This is a genomic window from Streptantibioticus ferralitis, assembly GCF_029223525.1.
Classification (GTDB): Bacteria; Actinomycetota; Actinomycetes; order Streptomycetales; family Streptomycetaceae; genus Streptantibioticus_A; species Streptantibioticus_A ferralitis.
Map to the genome: position 1 here is coordinate 43,860 of NZ_JARHTQ010000006.1, position 21,362 is coordinate 65,221.

Sequence of the window (21,362 nt, forward strand, 5' to 3'; positions counted from 1 at the left end):
CCGCGCTCGTGCGGCGGGTACCCGCTCACGCCGCCACCTCCGAAGCCGTGGTCTTGCGGGAGCGCCGCTCGGCGAGCACCTCTTCGTAGTGGCCGATCAGCAGATCGCCGACGGCCGCCCAGGAGCGGCCCTCGACAGCCGCACGGCCGGCCAGGCCGTACGCGGCGCGCAACCGCGGCGTGGTGGCGAGCCGCCGCACCGCGTCCCGTAGCGCGTCGGGATCGTCGGGCGGGACCAGCAGGCCGGTGCGGCCCGGGCTCACCAGATCCAGCGGGCCGCCCGCCGCCGGAGCGACCACCGGTATCCCGCTGGCCATCGCCTCCTGCACGGTCTGGCAGAACGTCTCCATCGGTCCGGTGTGCGCGAAGACGTCCAACGAGGCGTAGATGCTCGCGAGTTCGCCCCCGGTACGGCGGCCCAGGAAGACGGCCGAGGGCAGGGCGGCGCGCAGGTTCGCGGCGCTCGGCCCGTCGCCGACGACGACCAGCCGCACTCCCGGCAGCTCGGCCACCCCGGCGAGCAGTTCCACCCGCTTCTCCGGCGCGAGACGGCCGACGTAGCCGACCAGCACCTCACCGCCGGGCGCGAGCTCCTGGCGCAGCGCCGCGTCTCGGTGCGCGGGGTGGAAGCGCACCGCGTCCACCCCGCGCGGCCACAGGTGGACCCGCGGGATGCCGTGGCGTTCCAGGTCGGCGGCGGAGGCGGTGGAGGGCGCGAGGGTGCGGTCGGCGGCGGTGTGCAGGGTGCGCAGCCGGTGCCAGGCCGCGTTCTCGCCGATGCCGAGGTACGCCCGGGCGTACCCGCCCAGATCGGTCTGGTAGACCGCGACGCAGGGCAGGCCCAGTCGGGCGGCACCGGCCACGCCGTGCGCCCCGATGACGAACGGGCTGGCCAGATGGACGAGGTCGGCGCGGTGAGCGGCGATGGCGGCCGCCACGCGACGGCCGGGAAGGGCCACCCGCACCTGTCGGTAGCCGGGCAGCGGAAGGGACGGGACACGCACGACCGGGCAGGGCGCGGCGGCGTCCGCCTCGGCCGCCCGGTCGCGGGCAGGAGCGGTCGGGGCAATGACCAGCGGGGCGTGGCCGCGCGCGGCCAGGTGCTCAGCGGTCCGCAGCGCGCAGTGGGCGACGCCGTTGACATCGGGCGGGAAGGATTCGGTGACGAGGGCGACTCGCATACTGCGGTTGTCGGCGGCCGCGGAAAGGGCGCGGCCACGTCGATCTTTCCCCCCGGGAAACGTTCCGTGAGCTTCTGGCCTCCGGCCCCGACCTTGACCACCAGGCACACTCCGAACCCACCCATTGACTCCTTTCCGGCGGATCTTGACCGCCGGGGCGAGGCAGGTGGCGACCGTCCCATGGCCGCCGGTCCGGGCGGTCGTGCACGACGGCGAAAGCTCCAGGCCGTCGCGGCGGACAACCGCGACAGACGTGGATCAGCCGTGCCGAACCGGCTGCCCCACGGCGCGCTTCGCCGTCGCGGTGATGACCGCATCCCGCCGCGACGGCGAGGAACCACAACGACGTGGACCCGCGGTGTCGAACCCACCACAAACCGGTGAAAACCGCTGGAACCGCCGGGGACGCTAGCGCTGGCGGACGGAAGGCGCGGCCGCCGTGCTGAGCCTGCCGCGGACCGCCGTCTGCACATCGGCCTCCTCGGCCGGGTCCGCCGCCAGGCGCCGCAGCTGGGCGAGCACCCGGACGTCACCGGTGGCGGCATGCCGCGCGGCGAGTTCACGGGTGGACTCCTCGCAGTCCCACAGACACTCGATGGCGAACCCGTCGGCGAACGACGGGTCGATGACCGCCAGCGTCCGGGCCGCGCAGCCGCGCAGATGCGAGGACGGGGTTTCCCGGTAGACGTGGCGCACCACGGGGGCCGCGCACTCGATGGCGAGCCGTCCCGCGCCCTCCACCAGCACGGCCAGTCCCTCGGCGGCGGCGCCCGAGGTCCGCACCACCCGCCGCAGGGCGGCGAGCACGCGTGCGGCGTCTTCGGACCCGCCGAGCACGGAGAGCATCCGGGCGGCAGCCGCGCCCAGTTCGTCGTCACGGGCGGCCCAGCGGCGGGCCTGGTCGACACCGGCGACGCTGCGCATACGGCTGAAGGACTCCAGCGCGGCACGTGAGACGACCGGTGAGGGGTCGGCGGCGGCGGCTTCTATCAGGGCGAGGACATCGGGGTCCTGCCGGTCGGCCAGATGGCGCAGGGCGGCGGCGCGGGCCGCCTGCGGACCCCGGCGGGCGGCGTCCAGCAGCTCGGGGCGGTGTTCCGGACCGGCGACGGCGGCCAGGCAGCGGGCGGCGGGCGCGTCCCGGTGTTGCACGGGGTATCCGTCGAGCCCCTGCTGGGCCCACTCCAGTACGTCCCGCACGCTCCAGCCGGGCGCGGGCCCGGCCGGGCGCAGTTGGCGCTGCCAGCGGTCGAAGGACCCCTGTTCCTGGGCCGCCCGCACCCGCTCCCCGTGCACCCGGTCCTCCGCCCACAGCCGCCAGGGCCGGGGCTCATAGGCCTCGCGCAGGGCGCGGGCAAGCGACGCGTCGCCCTCCGCACCGCGTGGGAAGCGCTCCAGGATGGCCGGGGCCAGCGCGGTCAGGCCCGCGTCGTCGTCCCGCAGCGCGAGCTCGTCCAGCGCCCAGTTCCAGTTGGCGCCACGGGCCGCGTAGTCGCGCAGCAGTCGCAGCGCGTCACGGCGTCCGTACCCGGCGAGGTGGCCGAGGACCGACAGGGCGAGCCCGGTGCGCTGCTCCTCGGTGTCGAGGAGGTCGTCCGGGTGGAAGAGGTGCTGCTCGATCCCGTCGAGCCCGCCTTCGAGCTCCGAGTACAGGCGCGCGTAGTACAGCGAGCGTGACTCGACCTGCCAGTCGCGGCGGGGGTCGCTGAGGACACACTGCTCCAGCGCGGCGAGGGCCTCGCCGCGCTGCTCCGCGAGGGCATGCAGGGTCCCGTCTCCACGCCCTCGCTGGAGGAGGCCGAGAAGGGTGCCGCTGGGCGCTATGTCGGGGTCGAACATGAGGTCAGCATCCGGTACGGAGGGTTACGGTGGCAACGGGATTTCCGCCGTTGGTGCCCGGCATCCTTACCGCTGAACGCAGGCGCTATGCCTGGACCGAGGTACGGATCGCGCACGGGTACAAGCGCCGCAGCTTACCCGGAGTGTGCAGTTCCGAGGCGACCCGGTGCACCCCGCTGACCGGGAACGTCCCGTTCGCCACTGGGATATGCCAGAAGCACCACCGGATCGGGTATTGCGGAAACCCTTACGGACGATCGCTCGCTGTGCAACAGTCGTCACTGACCCTTTGGGCCGATCTGAAGCTCTCACGCCGCCTCGCGCCCGCAGCTGACGTCTGTATCTGAGTACGTTCGGAGACAGTCATGCCGTCCCATCTGCATGCGGACCACGCCGCAGCACCGTTGCCGGACCCCGGCACCCTTGACGCGCTCATCTCCCAGGCGCGTCAGTTGCGCGGCCAGGTCGACGCCGTGCGCCGCGAACCCGGCCTTGACGACGATGACGCGCAGAGCCGCTGGCAGCGCGCGCTGTGCGATCTCGCGATGCACCACCTCGACGACCTCGGCGAGCACTTGGGCCAGCTCAAGGAGGGACTGCGGGAGGAAGACGGCGGCGCGGCCGGGGCCGCCTACCCGACGGCCGCGCCGCCCGTTCCCGGCGAGCAACCGCCGCCCGCCCACCACGAGGTGCGCGACCTCGGCCGGGCGGGCAGCGCGGAGTGGGACCTACTGACCGACCAGGTGACCTGGTCCGACGACTTGTACGGAATCTTCGGCAGGACGAAGACGGATGGTCCGCTGACCCTCGACGAACTTCCGTCCTGGCTGTTCGCACAGGACCAGCAGACCCTCACCGCGATGGTGACCGGCTGCCTGGTGGACGGCAAGCCGATCAACGGCGAGTTCCGCATCGTGCGCCCGGACGGCTCGGTTCGCTCGGTGCACATGGTGGGCGAGCCGGTGCTCGATGCCGACGGCTCCACCGCCTCGATGTGGGCGGTGCTACGGGACGTCAGCGAACTACGCCGCAGCCAGCGGGCGTTGCGCGAGACCCGTGACTCGCTGCAACGCCAGCGAGAGGTGGCGCAGACCGAGCACCGGCTGGCGGTCGAACTGCAGGAAGCCGTGCTTCCGCCGTGGCGCGGCTCCCTGCGGTTCCCGCCCGATGGCGACACGCCCGCGCTGGACCTCGCCGCGTACTACCTGCCGTCCGGCAGCAGCGCACTGATCGGCGGGGACTGGTACGACGCGATGGAACTCTCCGACGGCAACACGCTGTTGACGGTGGGCGACCTCACCGGCCATGGTGTCGCGGCGACTTCCGGTATGGCGATGCTGCTCGGCGCGGTGCGCGGAATGGCGCTTGTCGGCCTGGAGCCGGGCGAGTTGCTGGCGCGGCTCAACGAACTGGTGGACCGTTCGGCCCAGCCGGCGCTGGGCAGCGCACTGTGCTGCCGCTACGACGGACAGCGGCGCACCCTGACCTGGGCCCAGGCCGGGCACCCCGCCCCGCTGCTGTTCCGCGACGGGACGGGGCGCTGCCTGGCGGCACCGGAGGGCATGTTGCTCGGCGCGACCTCCGGCGCCGCGTACGGCCAGCGCACGGAGTACCTCCTCCCTGGCGACCTGCTGGTACTGCACACGGACGGGCTCGCCCCGCACCGGACGGCGGAAGCCGCCGCCGCACCCCAACTGCTGGACCTCGGGCCGCGGTTCGCCCAGGCGCGTAGCGCCCAGGAGTGTGTGCGTGCGGTCGTCGAACAACTCGGCAGCCCCGAGCGCGAGCACGACGCCTGCGTGCTGGTCGCCCGGATCTCGTAGCTCTGGTCGGGCGCCCGAGGCGCCCCCTGGAGCTGGTGTCCATAGGCTCGTAACGCAACGGTGGATCCCATAGCCGCCCCTGTCGGCATTGGTCGGCGGCGGGCCCGGCTACGCCCGTCCGAACGGCCCTACACGCTTGCGGTGCCGCTCTTCGGCCCGGACTTCTTCGGCAGGACCGTACGGATCTCATCACGCAGATCCTGGATGCTCTGGAACTCGGCATAACGCCCGGTCAGCCGGTACATCTCACGCAACCGGTCCCAGGTGCGATGGGACGAGGTCTGGCCGATGCTCAGCAGGGCCAACCGTGCGTACCGGTCGGCCTGTTCGGGATCGTCGGCGATGAAGCATGCCGATGCCATCGAGATGTAGTCGAAGATCCGCGACCGTTCATGTCCCGCGCAGCGCAACTCCAGTGCCTGCTGTGCATGGTGCTGCGCGGGCAGCGCGGCCGACGGATCATGCTCGGCGAGGGTGCGGAACGCCAGTGCCTGCATGCCGTGCAGATCGGCCTCGTCGAAGTTCTGCATCCAGCAGGGCGGCGGCACATCGTCCTTGTCGGAGACGAAGAGATCCTCCGCCTGGCCCAGGGTGCGGCGCATCGCCTGGCCGCGTCCTTTGGAGGCCAGTGCCCAGGCCTCGATGGTCTGCAGCATGGCGCGGGTGCGGGGCAGGGCCTGCTCGCCCGAGCCGGACTGCGCGAGTTTCATCAGGTCCAACGCGTCGTCGGGGCGGCCCAGATGAACCATCTGGCGGGCGGCGCGGGACATCGCCTCACCCGCCCGGGGCCGGTCGCCGCCTTCGCGTGCGGCGTGTGCGGCGATCACGAAGTACTTCTGGGCGGTGGGCTCCAGACCCACGTCGTGTGACATCCATCCGGCGAGGCACGCGAGGTTCGCCGCGACTCCCCACAACCGCCGTTGCAGATGAGCGGGATGCCGGTAGGAGAGCATGCCCCCCACTTCGTTGAGCTGCCCGACGACCGCCTTGCGTTGCAGGCCTCCGCCGCGGGAGGCGTCCCAGGCGCGGAACACCTCGACGGAGCGCTCCAGCGCCTCGATCTCCTCGGAGCCCACGGGTGCCGCCTCGTAGCGGTCATAGCCCGCGGTGGTGGCCTGGGCGGAGTGCAGGGGGTCGTCGACTACGGGGGCGTCGGCTGAGAGGGCAGGGTCGGTGTGCAGCCACTCGTACATGGCGCTACTGAGTGCGGAACCAGCGGCAAGCGCGGCGCCCGCGCCCACCAAACCGCGTCGGTTGAGCATAAGGTCCATTCCCGTGAATTCGGTGAGGACCTCTGCGGTTCGCTCCGGTGGCCACGGCAGGCTTTCGACGGCCTGCTTCTTTCCCGTACGCCGATGCCGGTCGAACCCGAGATCCTCGATGGTCACGACACGGCCGAGGCGCTCGGTGAACAAGGCGGCCAACACTTTCGGCACCGGATCGCGCGGCGTCTCACCGGTCTCGATCCACCGGCGCACACGAGAGGTGTCCGTCGACAGCTGCGGGTGGCCCATCGCGGCCGCCTGCCTGTTGACCATCCTCGCGAGCTCGCCCTTGGACCATCCGGTGAGTCCGAACAGATCCGCGAGCCGGGTGTTGGCTTCCTTGATCACGTCAAGCCCCCAGGTTCCTCGGCACAGTTGACAGTAGTGGCCGACCGAACGGGTCGCGAGCATTCGCCAGGGTCCGCCAGGGTCCGCCACATGGTCTGCCACCCGCGGATGGGTGTGCTGTAGGAACGCGCCTCCCCGGCCCATCCGGAGCCCGGGTGACGGAGGTACCTGTAATCCCTGCCTGTAGTCCCTGAGGTATGGGGTGCCCTGCGGTATGGGGTGAAGGTGTCTCCGCATCCCCGCATCCTCGGTGTGCGTCCAGGTACGCATCCGAGGTACCGAGGTATCAGGGTCCGCCCTGACACCCGGGTCCGGAAGCCGAGCAGGCGCCCGGCAGCCGCATTCCCCCAGGGTGCGGAGGCCGGTTGGGGACCCCGCCGGACCGGTGAGTGCCACCCCTGAACGAGCCAGAAGCATTCCCCAGGCACACGAAGGGATCTGTTACCACCCCATGTACTCAGCATCGTCCTCCGTGTCCGCCCCACCCCGGCCACTCGCCCCGCGCGGGCCAGGCCTCGTGGCGCGCCCCCGGGCCGCCTCCGCCGAGCCGTTCCTGGACCCCTCGTACGCGGCCGCGGCGGGCCGTGGCGCCGGGCGGCCGCGCGGCGTCCCGGCCGGCGCCTCCCATCCGCTGAGCGGGAGGCTCGATGTGACGGGCCCCCAGGGGGCGCCGCTGCGGTCGGCGATCGCCTCCGTCCAGCGGATCTGTCCGGAGTTCTCCCCGGCGCAGGTGATGCGGCGCACCAGCCGTACCGTGCTCCTCGTGGGCACGGCAGGACGCAGCCCCGCCGTCGCCAAGTGCCTGCTGGACCACTCACCCGTATGGGAGAAGCAGTTCAGGCAGGAAATAGCGGCATACCGGACCTTCGTCCGGCACCGTCCTCCGGCCCGGGTGCCGCGTCTGGTCGCGGCGGACCCGGAGAGCTGCACGCTGGTGATGGAGCGCTTGCCGGGGCGGGTGGCGGCGATCCAGCGGCATCCCGTGGAAGCCCCGCCGCGCGCCGACATACGAGCCGCGCTCGGCGCCATCTGCCGGATCAACCAATGGCAGCCGCCCGCCGACGCATTCAAGCGCCCCCTTGAGTACGCGACCCGACTCGCCCGCTTCCATGAGCTGGGGCTGCTCACCGACCGCGACCTGGGCGACCTGCAGAAGCTGCTGCGTGGCCTGGCCCGCGACTTCGGCGGCCACGGTCCCTGGCAGTTCTGCCATGGCGACGCCCTGCTCTCCAATATGCTGCTCTCGCCCACCGGCCCTGTCCTGGTGGACTGGGAGCACGCGGGCTGGTACCTGCCGGGGTATGACCTGGCGGTGCTGTGGTCCGTACTCGGCGACGACCCGGTGACCAGGCGTCACATCAGCCAGCTCGCGCAGTCCCCGGGACCCGCCTGGCGGGACGCCTTCCTGGTGAATCTGATGCTGGTGCTGACGCGGGAGATCCGCACCTACGAGACAGCCGTACAGCGCCCCATGCACGGCACCGGCCCGGCCACCCCGGGCGCGGCCGAAGCGGGTGAGGAACAGCGGCTGCTGCTGCGCCGTCTGCACGACGACTGCGGAATGGCGCGCCGCGCGGTGCGGGCGGCCGTGGGCACCCGCTGAGCCATCCGACGTCACCTGGACGGCGTCATCCGGGGAGCCAAATTCCGGGCGCCGAAGGTCTGGTCCGCTGAAGCCGTGCAGGCGTGAATGCCCGTGCTGGGAAGCCCCCGGCACGGGCATTGACGTGTGCTGCATCTCCCGGGGGACAACCCCCGGAACCCCCGCGAAACCGGACGGCATGGATGGTTGACTGACCATCAGACAGCCGGTACGCCTGGGGTTCCGCCCCGCACGGGACGCCCAGACCGAGGAGGCTGCTTTGCGAGGCCCCGAACCCCCGCACCCCAGAAGACGCGGCCACAGACCTGCGCTACGGGCCGTGGCCACCGCCGCCGTCGCACTGCTCCCGGTGCTCTCCGCCGCCCCGCCGGTCGACGCCGCCGCCCCACCGCACCCGGACGCACTCCAGCAGGCCTTCGGTCAGGCGGCGCAGCGCTACCACGTGCCACAGAGCGTCCTGCTCGGCGTCTCCTACCTGGAGTCGCGCTGGGACAGCCATGCCGGGCGGCCCAGCGTCAGCGGCGGCTACGGTCCCATGCACCTGACCGACGCTCGTACCGCCATCGCCCAGTCCCGGTACCGGACGGACGGTGACGCGGTGGGCGACACACGCGGCGACCCCTCCCGGTCCCGGCCGACTCCTGGCGCGGTGACGGTTCCTCAGGACCATACGATGCCAGTGTCGTTGAAGACCACCGACCAGGCGGCCCAGCTGACCGGCCTGACCAGTCAGCGGCTGCGGACCAACCCCGCGGCCAACGTCGCCGGTGGCGCCGCGCTCCTGGCGGCCTACCAGAAGGCGCTCGGCCAGCCACTGAGCAGCGATCCGGCGGCCTGGTTCGGTGCCGTGGCCCGCTACTCGGGTGCGGACGACACGGCCACCGCCACGAACTTCGCGACCGACGTGTACCAGACCATCCACGACGGCGCATCGCGCACCACCGACAGCGGCCAGCACATCACGCTGCCCGCCCAGCCCGGGGTCAAGCCCGATCCGGCGCAGACGGCCAGGCTGGGCCTGCGCACCGCGGACGCCAGGCAAACCGAGTGCCCCCGCCTGGTCGCCTGCGAGTGGATCCCGGCCCCTTACACCAGGTACGGCCCGGCCTCCAACGACTACGGCAACCACGATCTGACGAACCGGCCACAGGACGCCTCGGTCGACTACATCGTCATCCATGACACCGAGGGCACCTGGGACGCCACGCTCAAGCTGGTGCAGGACCCCAAGTACCTGGGCTGGCACTACACCGTGCGCTCCTCCGACGGCCATATCGCGGAGCACATGCGCAGCAAGGACGTGGGCTGGCACGCGGGCAACTGGTACGTCAACTCCAAGTCGATCGGGGTGGAGCACGAGGGCTTCCTCGCCGACCCCGACGCCTGGTACACCGAGGCGATGTACCGCACCTCGGCGCGCCTGGTGCGGTATCTGGCACACAAGTACCGCATTCCGCTGGACCGCCAGCACATCCTGGGCCATGACAACGTGCCGGGCACCACGCCGTCCACCGTCGCGGGCATGCACACCGATCCTGGGCCGTACTGGGACTGGGCGCACTACTTCGAGCTGATGGGGGCACCGTTCCGCGCGTCGCCCGGGCCGCCCGGCGGACTGGTGATGATCGCCCCGTCGTACGAGAACAACCAGCCGGTCTACACGGACTGCCTGGCGAAGGGCCTGCCCTGCGTACCGCACGGTTCCGAGGCGGTCCGGCTGTACACCGCGCCGAGTGAGAGCGCCCCGCTGGTCAAGGACATCGGCCTGCACCCGACGGGTGACTCGACCACCGGCGTCAACGACACGGGCGCCCGCGCATCCACCGGTCAGCAGTACGCGGTGGCCGACCGGCGCGGCGACTGGACGGCGATCTGGTACCTCGGCCAGAAGGCGTGGTTCCACAACCCGTCGAGCGACCCGACGGCGGTGAACCGGCGCGGCTGGGTGATCACCCCGAAGCCCGGTCGCGCCTCGATCCCGGTGTACGGCCGGGCCTACCCGGAGCCGGCCGCGTACCCGCCGGGTGTCCCCGTCCAGCAGATCGTCCCGCTGCAGTACGTGCTGCCCGCGGGGCAGCGGTACGCGATCGGCGACTGGACCAGCGGTGAGTACTTCTACTCGCCGAGCTTCGACCGTTCGAAGCAGACCTGGGTGCGCGGCAAGGGTTTCTACTACGAGATCCAGTTCGGCCACCGGGTGGCCTACGTCCTGGCGGATGACGTGCTCGTCCATCCGGCGTCGGACGGCTGATACGACCCGGTACGGCAGTGGCGCCCGCGGCCTGGCCGGGGCGCCACTGCCGTGTGGACTCAGCTCTGCTGGAACATCTCCGACGGAAGCGGCTTGAGCAACTGGTAGAGGTCGTCGGTGATCGGCCGGTCCCAGGTGGCGATGGTGACCTGCACACCGTCGCTGCGGTCGAACTGGGCGCAGGCGATCCGGCCCTCGCTGACCTTGATCCGGCGGACGATCAGCAGGCTGTCGCCGTGCATGACGGGGGTGTCCTCGCGCTCCACCTCGTGCACCGGCTCATCGTTGCCCAGTGCGGCGAGCAGTTGCGCCACCTCGAACGGCACCTGGCCGTCGGCCAGCTCTCGGGCGGGCGAGCCCTCCGGCAGATTGCCGATCAGCATGGCCGGGCCGCGACCGCCGAACAGGTCGTACCGCAGGAAGATGCCCTGGCAGCTGCCGTCCGGTCCGGGCAGCAGCCCCGCACCGAGGTTTCCCGGCCAGTCGCCCGGGTCCATGGCCAGGACGTCGAAGTCAGGGCCGGTGGGCGTGGCGGCGCTGCGTCGGCGGAGGAAGGACATGCGGACATGGTACGTGTCCCGGGGTCCGCCACGAGCCGGACCCCGGGCAGGGCGACGGTTACGCCGGGTAGCTACGTCCGGCGAAGCGCCGCTCGAAGCCGTCGCCGATGTCGGCGGTGACGGTGTAGTCGTAGCCGCCGTCCGATGCGGCACCGAGGGTGATCGACTGCGAGCCGCCGGGCTGGACGGTGGCTGTGCTGCCGGAGCCGCTGCCGTCCGCCGCGTTGCCGCCGACGGTGAAGACGACGGCGGTGTGGCCGCCGTTGGTCAGGGTGAGGGTGAGCTGCTGGGGGGACGAGGGCGCGATGGACACCCGTGCTCGGCGCGGGGTGGGTGCGGTTCCGGTCCTCACTCGGGAGGAGTCTTCTCCGTAGGTGCGGCCCCGGATCGGCAGACTGCCCTCGGAAATCGCGGCGAGGGCCGTGGCCGCGGTCTGGTCCGGAACGACGGGCAACCCCTTGGAGGCATCGACATCGGGTCACCCCCCGCGACCCCACGACACAGCAGTGGCTCTCAAGGGTCATCTCCCCGTCAACATGCATATGTCTACGGGGAGATGAGCAACAGAGTCCCCCCTTGCTATGGTGCGCCGATGTCATCGATCAAGCAGTTCCAAGTCACCTTCGACTGCGCAGAACCTGAGCGCGTCGCTCGTTTTTGGTGCGAGGTGTTGGGGTACGTCGTATCGCCGCCACCGGCGGGGTTTGCCACTTGGGACGATTTCGATCGCTCGCGGCCGCCCGAGGATCAGGGTTCATGGTTCGCCTGCATTGATCCCTCAGGTGTGGGCCCGCGACTGTTCTTTCAGCGCGTTCCCGAAGGCAAGGTCGTCAAGAATCGGCTGCATCTTTGCGTGCGGGTTGGCACCGGGCTCGTGGGTGAAGAGCGCCTGGCCACGCTTGAGGCCGAGTGCGCACGCCTGGTCGCGCTGGGCGCGGTACGCGTGCGACTGCTGCTTGCCGATGGCAACAACGAGTCCTGCATCGTGATGCAGGACATCGAGGGCAACGAGTTCTGTCTCGACTGAGCATCCTCCTCCTGACGTCACGTCAGGCCAAGGGATTGGAGTTCGACCGGGTGGTGCTGGCCGATCCGGCCGGGATCCTGGCGCAGTCCCCCAGGGCGGACATGATCTGTACGTCGCGATCACCCGGGTCACCCGGCAGCTCACCGTCGTGTACGAGGGCGAGCTGCCGGAGCCGCTGTCCCGGCTCGGATGAGCGTCAGGTGAGGTCGAACTCGCCGTCCCGCGCGCCGAGTACGAAGGCGCTCCACTCCGCCGGAGTGAAGATCAGCGCCGGACCATCCGGGTTACGACCGTCGCGCATGGCGACGTAGCCCTCCACGAAGGCGATCTGGACATCGCCGGTTCCCTCTTTGCTGGACTGCCATACCGCACCCCTCAAATCGAGTTGCGGCTTCTTCCCGTTGGCCATGGGCTGTCCAATGGTGCTGTCAGCCACGTCCGCTCCCTTCCGGCTTGTTGTCCGCGGCCCAGCCTAGCGAGGGCGGACGGTGGCCGACAGCCCGTTCATCGAGGCCGGGCACCCCGGCCGTTACGCATCCGGCCGTTCACACCCCACCAGCCACATCGAGAAGAACTGCGAACCGCCGCCGTAGGCGTGGCCGAGCGCCAACCGGGCGCCGTCCACCTGGTGCTCGCCCGCCTGCCCGCGTACCTGGAGCGCGGCCTCGGCGAAGCGGATCATGCCCGAGGCGCCGATGGGGTTGGTGCTCAGCACCCCACCCGATGGGTTGACCGGCAGATCGCCGTCGAGTTCGGTCACCCCGGACTCGGTGAGCTTCCAGCCCTCCCCCTCGGCCGCGAAGCCGAGGTTCTCCAGCCACATCGGCTCGTACCAGGAGAACGGCACGTACATCTCGACCACATCGATCTCCCGACGCGGATCGCCGATCCCGGCCTGCCGGTAGACATCGGCAGCGCAGTCCTTCCCGGCCTGCGGGGACACGTAGTCCTTGCCCGCGAACATGGTCGGCTCGCTGCGCATCGCACCGCCGCGCACCCAGGCGGGCGGACGCGGTGCGCGCCGGGCCCCGGCCGTGTCGCTGAGCACCAGCGCGCAGGCGCCGTCGGAGGACGGACAGGTCTCCAGGTAGCGGATGGGGTCCCAGAGCATGGGCGAGGACCGCACCTTCTCCAAGGTGACGTCCGGGTCCCGGACGTGCGCGTAAGGGTTCTTCAGCGCGTTGCGCCGGTCCTTGTAGGCCACCAGTGAGCCAACGGTGTCGGGCGCGCCGGTGCGCCGTATGTACGCCCGGACATGCGGCGCGAAGAAGCCGCCCGCGCCGGCGAGCAGGGGCTGCTGGAACGGGATCGGCAACGACAGTCCCCACATGGCGTTGGATTCCGACTGCTTTTCGAAGGCGAGGGTGAGCACCGTGCGGTGGACGCGCGCCGCGATGAGGTTGGCGGCCACCAGCGCGGTGGAACCGCCGACCGAGCCCGCCGTGTGGACCCGGAGCATGGGCTTGCCCACCGCGCCCAGGGCGTCGGCGAGATACAGCTCGGGCATCATCACGCCCTCGAAGAAGTCCGGCGCCTTGCCGATGACGACGGCGTCGATGTCGGCCCAGGCCAACTCCGCGTCCTCAAGGGCCCGTCGGGCCGCCTCACGGACCAGTCCGGCGATCGACACATCGCGCCGCGCGGCGACGTGCTTGGTCTGGCCGATCCCGATGACGGCAACCGGTTCCTTGGTCATGAGCCCTCCAGTACGGCCACCAGGTTCTGCTGCAGGCACGGGCCCGAGGTCGCGTGGGCGAGTGCCCGGTCTGACTGGCCGCGGTGGATGCGCGCCGCGGCCTCGCCGAGCCGGATCAGGCCGGTGGCCATGACCGGGTTGGCGGCGAGCGCGCCACCCGAGGGGTTGACGTTGACCGCGTCGTCCAGGCGCAACGCCCGGCGCAGCACGACCTCCTGGCAGCTGAACGGGGCGTGCAGTTCAGCGGTGTCGACGGGTGCGTCGAAGGCGCCCGCCCGCTGCGCCGCCAGCCGGGTGGAGGGTGAGTCCGCGAGGTCGCGGACGCCCAGGCTGTGTGCCTCGATGCGGTGGTCCATGCCGCGGATCCAGGCGGGGCGCTCGCACAGTCCGCGGGCGGTGTCCCGCGATGCCAGGACGACGGCCGCGGCGCCGTCGCTGATCGGCGGGCAGTCCCGGCGGCGCAGCGGGCGCACGACGTAGTCGTCGGCGTCGGCGCCCGAACGGGAAGAGACGGCGGTACGGCCGCGGGCGGCGACCGCGGCCAGTTCCGGCTCGCTGGTCACGCCCGCGTCGATGAGGGCCTGGGCCTGGAGCGCGGCGAGCGAGACCGAGTCGGGCCACAGCGGCGCGACGTAGTACGGGTCCAACTGCCGGGTCAGCACGTCTCGCAGCGCGCCCGGTGACGACTTGCCGTAGGCGTAGACGAGCGCGGTCCGCGCCTCACCGGTGAGGATCTTCACCCAGGCCTCGTACAGCGCCCAGGCGCCGTCCATCTCGACGTGCGACTCGGTGATCGGCGGCCAGGCGCCGACGCCGTCGAGCGCCATGGTGAACGAGAAGGCGCGCCCGGCAAGGTAGTCGCTCGATCCGGAGCAGGTGAAGTCGATCTCCCCGGCCGTCAGGCCCACTTGGCCGAGCACCTCGTGCAGCACCGGCATCAGCATCTCGACCTCGGAGACCTCGGCGGTGTCGCGCCGGTGCGCGCTCTGCGCGAAGGCGACGATCGCTACCTCTCGCATCAGAGCAGCTCCTTGTAGCTGTCGTAGTCGGCGTCGGGCTCGCCGGTCGGGCGGTAGTGGTCGGGGTAGCGGCCGCCTTCGGTCCACACAGGCGCCACCCGAAGCCCCATCCGCACCTGGTCGTACGGGATGCCGCCGATGCGGCCGTGCAGTGCGAGGTCGGCGCCGTCGAGGGCGATGTGCGCGTAGACGTAGGGGACTTCGATGTCCAGGTTCTGCGCCTTGATGTTGACGACGCAGTAGGTGGTGACCGTGCCTCGCGGGCCGACCTCGGTCTGTCCGGCGGTGGCCACGCCGCAGGTGGGGCAGGCGCCGCGCGGCGGAACGTAGACCTTCTGACAGGACGGGCAGCGCTCACCGATGGTCCGGTGGTCGGCCAGCGCGGCGAGGAAGCGCGACTGGGCGCGGCCGGGCGAGTACGTGTAGTCGAGGCGGGCGGGCACCACGATGCCGCTGACCGGATCGGCGAACTCGCCCTGGAACGGCCTGGGTTCGCCGCCCGGCGCACCGTCGTACGGTTCGAAGCACGCGATGTCGGTGATGGCGCCGGTACGGGTGGCGGCCCAGCGGATGCGGACGCGCATGCCGGTGCGCACGGCTTCGGGGCCGGGAGCGTCGAGGGCGTGCAGGATGGCCGTGTCGGCGCCGTCGAGGGTGACCAGCGCCCAGGCGAACGGTGTGTCCAGCGGCTGGTGCGGGCGCGGGCTGGGGTTCCAGGCCCAGGTGGTGACGGTTCCGGTGGCGGCGACCTCGACCAGTTCGCGGATCTCCTCGGCGGTGACCGGGTCGTACTCGACCGGTGGTACCAGGACCCTGCCGTCGTGGCAGCGCACGCCCAGCACGGAGCGCTCGCGCAGCCCGGTGAGGAAGGCGCTCTGCACCGGGCCGAGGGACCGGGTGAAGGGGAACTCGACGACCAGCGGCGCGCGGAGCACCTCCGGTGCGGGAGCAGGGCTCATGGGCGTGTCTCCTTCCGTACGCCGCGGTCACGCACGCCGGTAGTCGGCGGGGCGCTTCTCGGCGAAGGCGCGGGCGCCTTCCTTGGCGTCCGAGGTGGCGAAGATCGGCCAGCCGCGCTCCAGTTCACTGGCGAGGCCCGCGGCTTCGGTGAGCTCGGCGGTCTCGTAGACCGAGGCCTTGACCGCCTCGACGGCCAGTGGACCGCTGGCGTTGATCAACTCGGCGATCTCCAGCGCCTTCTCGCGCGCCGCGCCGTCCGGCACGACATGCCCGATCAGACCGATGCGTTCGGCTTCCGCCGCGGAGTAGGGGCGGCCGGTGAGCAGCATCTCCAGGGCGTGGGTGCGCGGGATCTGCCGGGCGAGCCGGACGGTGGAGCCACCGATCGGGAACAGCCCGCGCCGCACCTCGTACAGTCCGAAGACCGCGCTCTCCCCCGCGATGCGGATGTCAGTGCCCTGGAGCATCTCGGTGCCGCCCGCCACGCAGTGCCCCTCGACGGCGGCGATGACCGGTTTACGGGGGCGGTGGTGGCGCAGCATCGCCTTCCAGTGCAGGTCGGGGTCGGCGGTGAGGCGGGCGCGGTACTGCTGGCCATCCAACCGGCCGTCATCCGCCAGTGCCTTGAGGTCCATGCCCGAGCAGAACGTGCCGCCGGAGCCGGTGAGCACGACGGAGCGGATCGCGTCGTCCTGGTCGGCCTCGACCCAGCCGTCCCACAGGCCGACGAGCATGGGCAGCGACAGGGCGTTCTTCACCTCCGGCCGGTTCAGGGTCAGTACGAGTGTCGCGCCGACGCGCTCCACGGTGAGGTGCTCGGTCCCGCCCATCGCATCTCCTCCAGTCGCGGACCTCAGTAGAACAGGTTGCAGTAGGACGGGGCGCAGTTCAACGGTTTTCTGACTAGCAGTCAGATTTCTTGGACGGTGGGTCTTCACTCCTGTGACGGTCGGCGCTCTAATGGCCGCCAGGTCAGTGGTCCCCGTGGTGGCGCCGGTCAGGAGGAAACGTGGAGTACAACCTCGCCGACCTCTTCGAATCCATCGTCGACGTGGTGCCGGACCGCGAGGCGCTGGTGTACGTCGACCACCCCGGTACCGGCGCCGAGCGCCGACTGACGTACGCCGAACTGGACGCGGCCGCCAACCGGATCGCCCACCATCTCGCCTCGCGCGGCGTCGCTCCGGGGCAGCATGTGGGGCTGCATCTGTACAACTGCGTCGAATACCTGCAGACCGCACTGGCCTGCCTGAAGATGCGCGCCGTGCCGGTGAATGTCAACTATCGTTATGTGGCCGACGAGTTGGCGTATCTCTACCGGGATGCCGACCTCGTGGCCCTGGTGTACGACGCCGAGTTCGGCGAGCGGGTGGCGGTGGCCGCGGGTACGGTGGCCGCGCCTACGGGGAGGCTGCGGCACCTGGTACGGGTCGGCGAGCCGACCTCGCCGCCTGCCGGGCTGGCTGGTTCCGCGCTGCCGGACGTCGTCTCGTATGCGGATGCGGAAGCGTCCGGGTCGCCCGAGCGGGACTTCGGGGCTCGGTCCGGGGACGACCAGATCATCATCTACACCGGCGGGACCACCGGCATGCCCAAGGGCGTGATGTGGCGGGCGGAGGATCTCTTCTTCTCCGGCCTCGGTGGTGGCGCGCCGACCGGCGAACCGGTACGCCGGGCGGCGGAGTTGGCCGAGCGGGTGGCGGCGGGCGGTGACGGGCTGGTCTTCTTCCCCACCGCGCCGCTGATGCACGGCACGTCGACGCTCACCGCGTTCATCGGTTTCTTCTTCGGCCAGAAGGTCGTCATACACCGCAAGTACGTTCCGGAGGAGGTGCTGCGGACCATCGAGCGGGAGCGGGTCACCAGTGTCTCGCTGGTCGGCGACGCGATGCTGCGGCCGCTGGCCGACGCGCTGGCCGGGCCGTTGAAGGGGACCGACTGCTCTTCGCTGCTGAGCCTGTCCAGCTCCGGGGCGATCCTGTCGGAGACGGTGCGCGGGCAGTTCCAGGCGCTGGTGCCGAATGTTCTGATCCTCAACAACTTCGGCTCGTCCGAGTCCGGGTTCAACGGCACCGCCACGGGTGACGCTGGGCCGCGCCGGGGGTTTCGGCTTCGGGTCAACTCCCGTACGACGGTTGTCGATCCGGCCACCCGCCGTCCCGTCGCTCCTGGCGAGATCGGTCGGCTGGCGCAGCGGGGGCAGGTGCCGCTCGGCTACTACAACGACCCCGCCAAGACCACGGAGACCTTCTTCCGGGATGCGCGGGGTGAGCGGTGGGTGCTGCTTGGCGACGTCGCCACGGTGGACGAGGAGGGCGTTGTGACGGTGTTGGGGCGGGGGTCGCAGTGCATCAACACTGGCGGGGAGAAGGTGTTTCCGGAGGAGGTCGAGGAGGCGCTCAAGTCCCATCCGGGGGTGTATGACGTTCTCGTGGCGGGGGTTCCCGATCCTCGGTGGGGGAATCGGGTGGCCGCGGTGGTCCAACCCTGCGTCGGGGTTGCGGACTTGACGCTCGTCGAGTTGCAGGAGCACTGTCGGGAGCGGCTTGCGGGGTACAAGATCCCGCGGGCGCTCGTGCTTACCTCGGAGATCCGGCGGTCTCCGAGTGGGAAGGCGGATTATCGCTGGGCTCGCTCTGTTGTGGCGGCGGCGGTCCGTCTGGGCTGACGTTCAGGAAATTTCCCGCCCTCCCCCCGTTGCCGGGATCGTGATGGGTGCCGTTGCGCGCTGTTGGTTCGTGGGGCGGGGTCGCGGGCCGGTGGCCATCACGATTCGCAGGGGGTGCGATTCTTTTTGGTCCTCTTCTCCTTCGGGGTTCGCATCCCACCCACTCAGCCGCGAGCGCAGGAACTCACGGAAGGGGGTGGGCCGGGGTGTCCCCGCAGCGACCCCAGGAAGCACCGCAACTGTGCGGTGATAGCCGGAGTGAGGAGACACCCCGGACCGCCCCCGACCCCACAGCAGCCCCGCGCAACGGCAAGATGCGGGCACCGGCAACGGGTCGGAGGGAGGGAAATCTCCGTACCCGGAACCGCCAAGCGCGAGCGGAACCGCAACCGGGCCGGAGGCCGCCCCGCGCAACGGCAAGATGCGGGCACCGCCAACGGGGGGAGCGGGGGAAAATTCCTTACCCGGAACCGTTGGGGCGCAGGCGCCGTTTGTAGAGTTTGCCGTTGGGGTCTCGCGGCATCTCCGCGATGAATTCGACAGACCTGGGACACTTGTACCGCGCCAACACCCGCCCGCAGTGCGCCAAAATATCCGTGGCCAGCGCCGCGTCACCCCGCAGGCCGGGAGCGGGCTCTATGAATGCCTTGACCTCTTCTCCCCAGTCGTCGTGCGGCACGCCGATGACTGCCGCGTCCGCCACGGCGGGGTGCTTGAGGAGTGCTGCCTCCACCTCGGCCGGATAGATGTTGACCCCGCCGGAAATGATGAGGTCGATCTTGCGATCGCGTAGGTAGAGATAGCCGTCCTCGTCGAGGTAGCCGAGGTCGCCCACCGTGAAGTAGTCGCCGATGCGGTTCTTTCGGGTCTTCGTCTCGTCCTTGTGGTATCGGAAGCCCCCTGCGGTCATCGACATGTACACCGTGCCCAACTCCCCAGGCGGCAGCCGATTCCCCTCGTCGTCGAAGATGGCGATCTCGCTGATCGGCCAGGCCCTGCCGACGGTGCCGGGTTTCTTCAGCCAGTCGGCGGCGGGAGCGAAGGTCCCACCGCCCTCGCTGGCGGCGTAGTACTCCTCGACGCACGGCCCCCACCATTCCAGCATCGCCCGCTTGATGTGCTCGGGGCAGGGCGCGGCGCCGTGGATGGCGTGCCGCATCGACGACACGTCATACCGCTGCCTGACCTCGCCGGGCAGTGCCAGGAGGCGGTGGAACTGCGTCGGGACCATGTGGGTGTGCGTGCATGCGTACTCGTCGATCAGCCGCAGCATTTCCTCGGGCATCCACTTGTCCATGAGGACCACCGGGTGGCCGATGTGCAGTGCGGCGGCGGCGAATTGGAGTACTGCCGTGTGGTACAGGGGCGAGCACACCAGATGCACGTTGCCATCGAACGGCTTGATGCCGAAGAACCCGAGGAAGCCGCCGAGATGGGTCTCCTCCGGGGGTTTTCCGGAGAGCGGGCGGCGGATGCCGCGTGGCTTTCCGGTGGTTCCCGAGGTGTAGTTCATGACGACGCCGGAGGTCCGGTCCTGCGGCGGGTTCGTCGGCTGGCCGTCGAACAGTGCGGTGTAGGGCCGGAAGCCCGGTGCGCTGCCGACCGCGAAGCGGTGGTCCGCCGGGAGCGCGGCCTCGTCGGCGGCGGCCTGCGCCTGCGGCGCGTACCGCTCGTGCGCGATCAGCGCCTTGGCGCCGGAGTCGGAGACGATCCACGCGATCTCCGGGCCGACCAGATGGTGGTTGACCGGTACCAGATAGAAACCGGCCTGGGCGGCGGCGAGATAGGCGGTGAAGAACTCAACGCCGTTGGGCAGTACGACGGCGAAGGCGTCGCCGGGGCCGAGGCCCGCGGCCCGTAGGCCGTGGACGAGCTGGTTGGCGGTGGCGTGCAGCCGCGCCGCGCTCCACCTCTCGCCGTCCGGCGCGATGAGGATGTCGCGGTCCGGGTCCTGGGCCGCCTGCGTCCAGAATCCGTTGGCAGGTCGGGTCATCGGGGGACGACCTCCTTGTCAGTCGCGACCGGCGATCCGGTTGACACGGGTGATGGCGCGCTCGAAGCCGCGGGTGAGATCGTCGAAGACGGCCTGGACGGGGCGTACGGCGTTCAGCTGGCCGACGATCTGGCCGACGGGTGTCCCGAGCAGCGGCTCGACCTCGTACTGCTGGATGCGTGAGACCGCCTCCGCGACCAGCAGCCCCTGCAGCGGCATCGGCAGCGGATCGGGGCTGGCCGGATCGTCCCAGGCCTCGGTCCAGCGGGTGCGCAGCTGGCGGGCGGGTTTGCCGGTGAGGGCGCGGGAGCGGACGGTGTCGCCGGAACCGGCGTCGAGCAGCTTGCGCAGCAGCGCGGGTGATCCCAGCTTGGCTTCGCGGGTGGTGAGCCAGATCGAGCCGAGCCAGACGCCCTGCGCGCCGAGTGCGAGCCCGGCGGCGATCTGCTCGCCGGTGCCGATGCCGCCGGCCGCCAGCACCGGGAGGGGGTCGACGGCGCCGACCACCTCCGGGGTCAGCACCATGGTGGTGATCTCGCCGGTGTGGCCGCCCGCCTCGTAGCCCTGGGCGACGACGATGTCGATGCCCGCCTCCTGGTGGTGCCGGGCGTGCCGGGCGCTGCCCGCCAGTGCGGCGACCAACAAGCCCTTGTCGTGGGCGCGTTGGATGACATCGGCGGGCGGTGATCCCAGCGCGTTGGCGAGCAGCTTCAGCGGGTGGTCGAAGGCGACGTCGAGTTGGGCGCGGGCGACCTCTTCCAGCCAGCCGGTGATCCGCCAGCCGGACTCCTCGCCGGGGCCCAGCTCCGGCACTCGGTGCTGGGCCAGGGTGTCCTTGACGAACTGCCGGTGTCCTTCCGGGATCATCGCCTCGATCTCGGCCACGGAGACGCCCTCGACCTTCTTGGCGGGCATCACCACATCGAGGCCGTATGGACGGCCTTCGGTGTGCGCGTCCAGCCAGTCCAGGTCGCGGGCGAGGTCGTCGGCGGCCCCGTAGCGCACCGCGCCCAGCACGCCGAGACCGCCCGCTCTGCTGATGGCCGCGGCGACCGCGGGGAACGGCGTGAAGCCGAAGATGGCGTGCTCGATGCCCAGCCGTTGGCTCAGCTCCGTCTTCATGGGGGCAG

The 21,362-nt window shown here is 70.9% G+C and carries 17 protein-coding genes; 5 read left to right on the top strand and 12 right to left on the bottom strand.

The window, feature by feature from the left end; genetic code table 11:
- Nucleotides 1–25: 25 nt before the first annotated feature.
- A complete protein-coding gene (locus tag P2L57_RS11140) occupies nt 26–1,180 on the bottom strand; it encodes a glycosyltransferase family 4 protein (RefSeq protein WP_275812084.1) in 1,155 nt (384 codons plus the stop codon).
- A gap of 408 nt (nt 1,181–1,588) precedes the next feature.
- Nucleotides 1,589–3,019 carry a HEAT repeat domain-containing protein gene (locus P2L57_RS11145; protein ID WP_275812088.1) on the bottom strand — a complete coding sequence of 477 codons (1,431 nt, stop codon included), beginning with the start codon at nt 3,017–3,019 and terminating at the stop codon, nt 1,589–1,591.
- A gap of 365 nt (nt 3,020–3,384) precedes the next feature.
- On the opposite strand from P2L57_RS11145, the gene P2L57_RS11150 reads away from it, so the two are divergent.
- The gene (locus P2L57_RS11150) at nt 3,385–4,842 is read left to right on the top strand and encodes a PP2C family protein-serine/threonine phosphatase (protein ID WP_275812091.1); all 1,458 of its coding nucleotides are present in this window, start codon (nt 3,385–3,387) and stop codon (nt 4,840–4,842) included.
- 128 nt (nt 4,843–4,970) lie between these two features.
- Here the strand turns inward: P2L57_RS11150 and P2L57_RS11155 are convergent, their stop codons facing one another.
- Nucleotides 4,971–6,455: a DNA-binding protein NsdB gene (locus P2L57_RS11155; protein WP_275812093.1), complete on the bottom strand. Its 1,485-nt coding sequence runs from the start codon at nt 6,453–6,455 to the stop codon at nt 4,971–4,973.
- A 451-nt stretch (nt 6,456–6,906) separates the two neighbouring features.
- Between P2L57_RS11155 and P2L57_RS11160 the strand changes: the two genes are divergently transcribed.
- Nucleotides 6,907–8,058 carry an aminoglycoside phosphotransferase family protein gene (locus tag P2L57_RS11160; RefSeq protein WP_275812095.1) on the top strand — a complete coding sequence of 384 codons (1,152 nt, stop codon included), beginning with the start codon at nt 6,907–6,909 and terminating at the stop codon, nt 8,056–8,058.
- Between the two features lie 319 nt (nt 8,059–8,377).
- Nucleotides 8,378–10,309, top strand: coding sequence for an N-acetylmuramoyl-L-alanine amidase (locus P2L57_RS11165; RefSeq protein WP_372515683.1), 1,932 nt, complete (start codon nt 8,378–8,380; stop codon nt 10,307–10,309).
- 59 nt (nt 10,310–10,368) lie between these two features.
- On the opposite strand, the gene P2L57_RS11170 is transcribed toward P2L57_RS11165, so the two are convergent.
- Together P2L57_RS11170 and P2L57_RS11175 are read right to left on the bottom strand one after the other, a co-directional pair.
- A complete protein-coding gene (locus P2L57_RS11170) occupies nt 10,369–10,869 on the bottom strand; it encodes a hypothetical protein (RefSeq protein WP_275812099.1) in 501 nt (166 codons plus the stop codon).
- Nucleotides 10,870–10,927: 58 nt separating this feature from the next.
- Complete coding sequence (locus P2L57_RS11175; protein WP_275812102.1) at nt 10,928–11,323, bottom strand: phospholipase domain-containing protein; 396 nt, start codon at nt 11,321–11,323, stop codon at nt 10,928–10,930.
- A gap of 138 nt (nt 11,324–11,461) precedes the next feature.
- On the opposite strand from P2L57_RS11175, the gene P2L57_RS11180 reads away from it, so the two are divergent.
- Nucleotides 11,462–11,896 carry a VOC family protein gene (locus tag P2L57_RS11180; RefSeq protein WP_275812104.1) on the top strand — a complete coding sequence of 145 codons (435 nt, stop codon included), beginning with the start codon at nt 11,462–11,464 and terminating at the stop codon, nt 11,894–11,896.
- Between the two features lie 196 nt (nt 11,897–12,092).
- Here P2L57_RS11180 and P2L57_RS11185 read toward each other — a convergent pair whose 3' ends face one another.
- From P2L57_RS11185 to P2L57_RS11205, 5 genes are all read right to left on the bottom strand, one after another.
- Nucleotides 12,093–12,332: a DUF397 domain-containing protein gene (locus P2L57_RS11185; protein ID WP_275812107.1), complete on the bottom strand. Its 240-nt coding sequence runs from the start codon at nt 12,330–12,332 to the stop codon at nt 12,093–12,095.
- A gap of 93 nt (nt 12,333–12,425) precedes the next feature.
- The gene (locus tag P2L57_RS11190; RefSeq protein WP_275812110.1) at nt 12,426–13,592 is read right to left on the bottom strand and encodes a thiolase family protein; all 1,167 of its coding nucleotides are present in this window, start codon (nt 13,590–13,592) and stop codon (nt 12,426–12,428) included.
- On the bottom strand, nt 13,589–14,611 hold the full coding sequence (locus P2L57_RS11195; RefSeq protein WP_275812113.1) for a thiolase family protein: 1,023 nt from the start codon (nt 14,609–14,611) through the stop codon (nt 13,589–13,591). Before P2L57_RS11195 ends, P2L57_RS11190 begins: the two co-directional genes overlap by 4 nt.
- Nucleotides 14,611–15,570 (bottom strand): Zn-ribbon domain-containing OB-fold protein, encoded by a 960-nt coding sequence (locus P2L57_RS11200; protein ID WP_275812116.1) that lies wholly within the window; start codon nt 15,568–15,570, stop codon nt 14,611–14,613. Before P2L57_RS11200 ends, P2L57_RS11195 begins: the two co-directional genes overlap by 1 nt.
- A gap of 27 nt (nt 15,571–15,597) precedes the next feature.
- Nucleotides 15,598–16,401, bottom strand: coding sequence for a crotonase/enoyl-CoA hydratase family protein (locus P2L57_RS11205; protein ID WP_275812119.1), 804 nt, complete (start codon nt 16,399–16,401; stop codon nt 15,598–15,600).
- 179 nt (nt 16,402–16,580) lie between these two features.
- On the opposite strand from P2L57_RS11205, the gene P2L57_RS11210 reads away from it, so the two are divergent.
- On the top strand, nt 16,581–18,239 hold the full coding sequence (locus P2L57_RS11210) for an acyl-CoA synthetase (RefSeq protein WP_275812122.1): 1,659 nt from the start codon (nt 16,581–16,583) through the stop codon (nt 18,237–18,239).
- Between the two features lie 460 nt (nt 18,240–18,699).
- Here P2L57_RS11210 and P2L57_RS11215 read toward each other — a convergent pair whose 3' ends face one another.
- Together P2L57_RS11215 and P2L57_RS11220 are read right to left on the bottom strand one after the other, a co-directional pair.
- Complete coding sequence (locus P2L57_RS11215; protein WP_275812125.1) at nt 18,700–20,232, bottom strand: acyl-CoA synthetase; 1,533 nt, start codon at nt 20,230–20,232, stop codon at nt 18,700–18,702.
- 18 nt (nt 20,233–20,250) lie between these two features.
- Entirely contained in the window at nt 20,251–21,354 is a 1,104-nt protein-coding gene (locus P2L57_RS11220; protein WP_275812128.1) for an NAD(P)H-dependent flavin oxidoreductase, read from the bottom strand.
- Between the last annotated feature and the right edge of the window lie 8 nt (nt 21,355–21,362).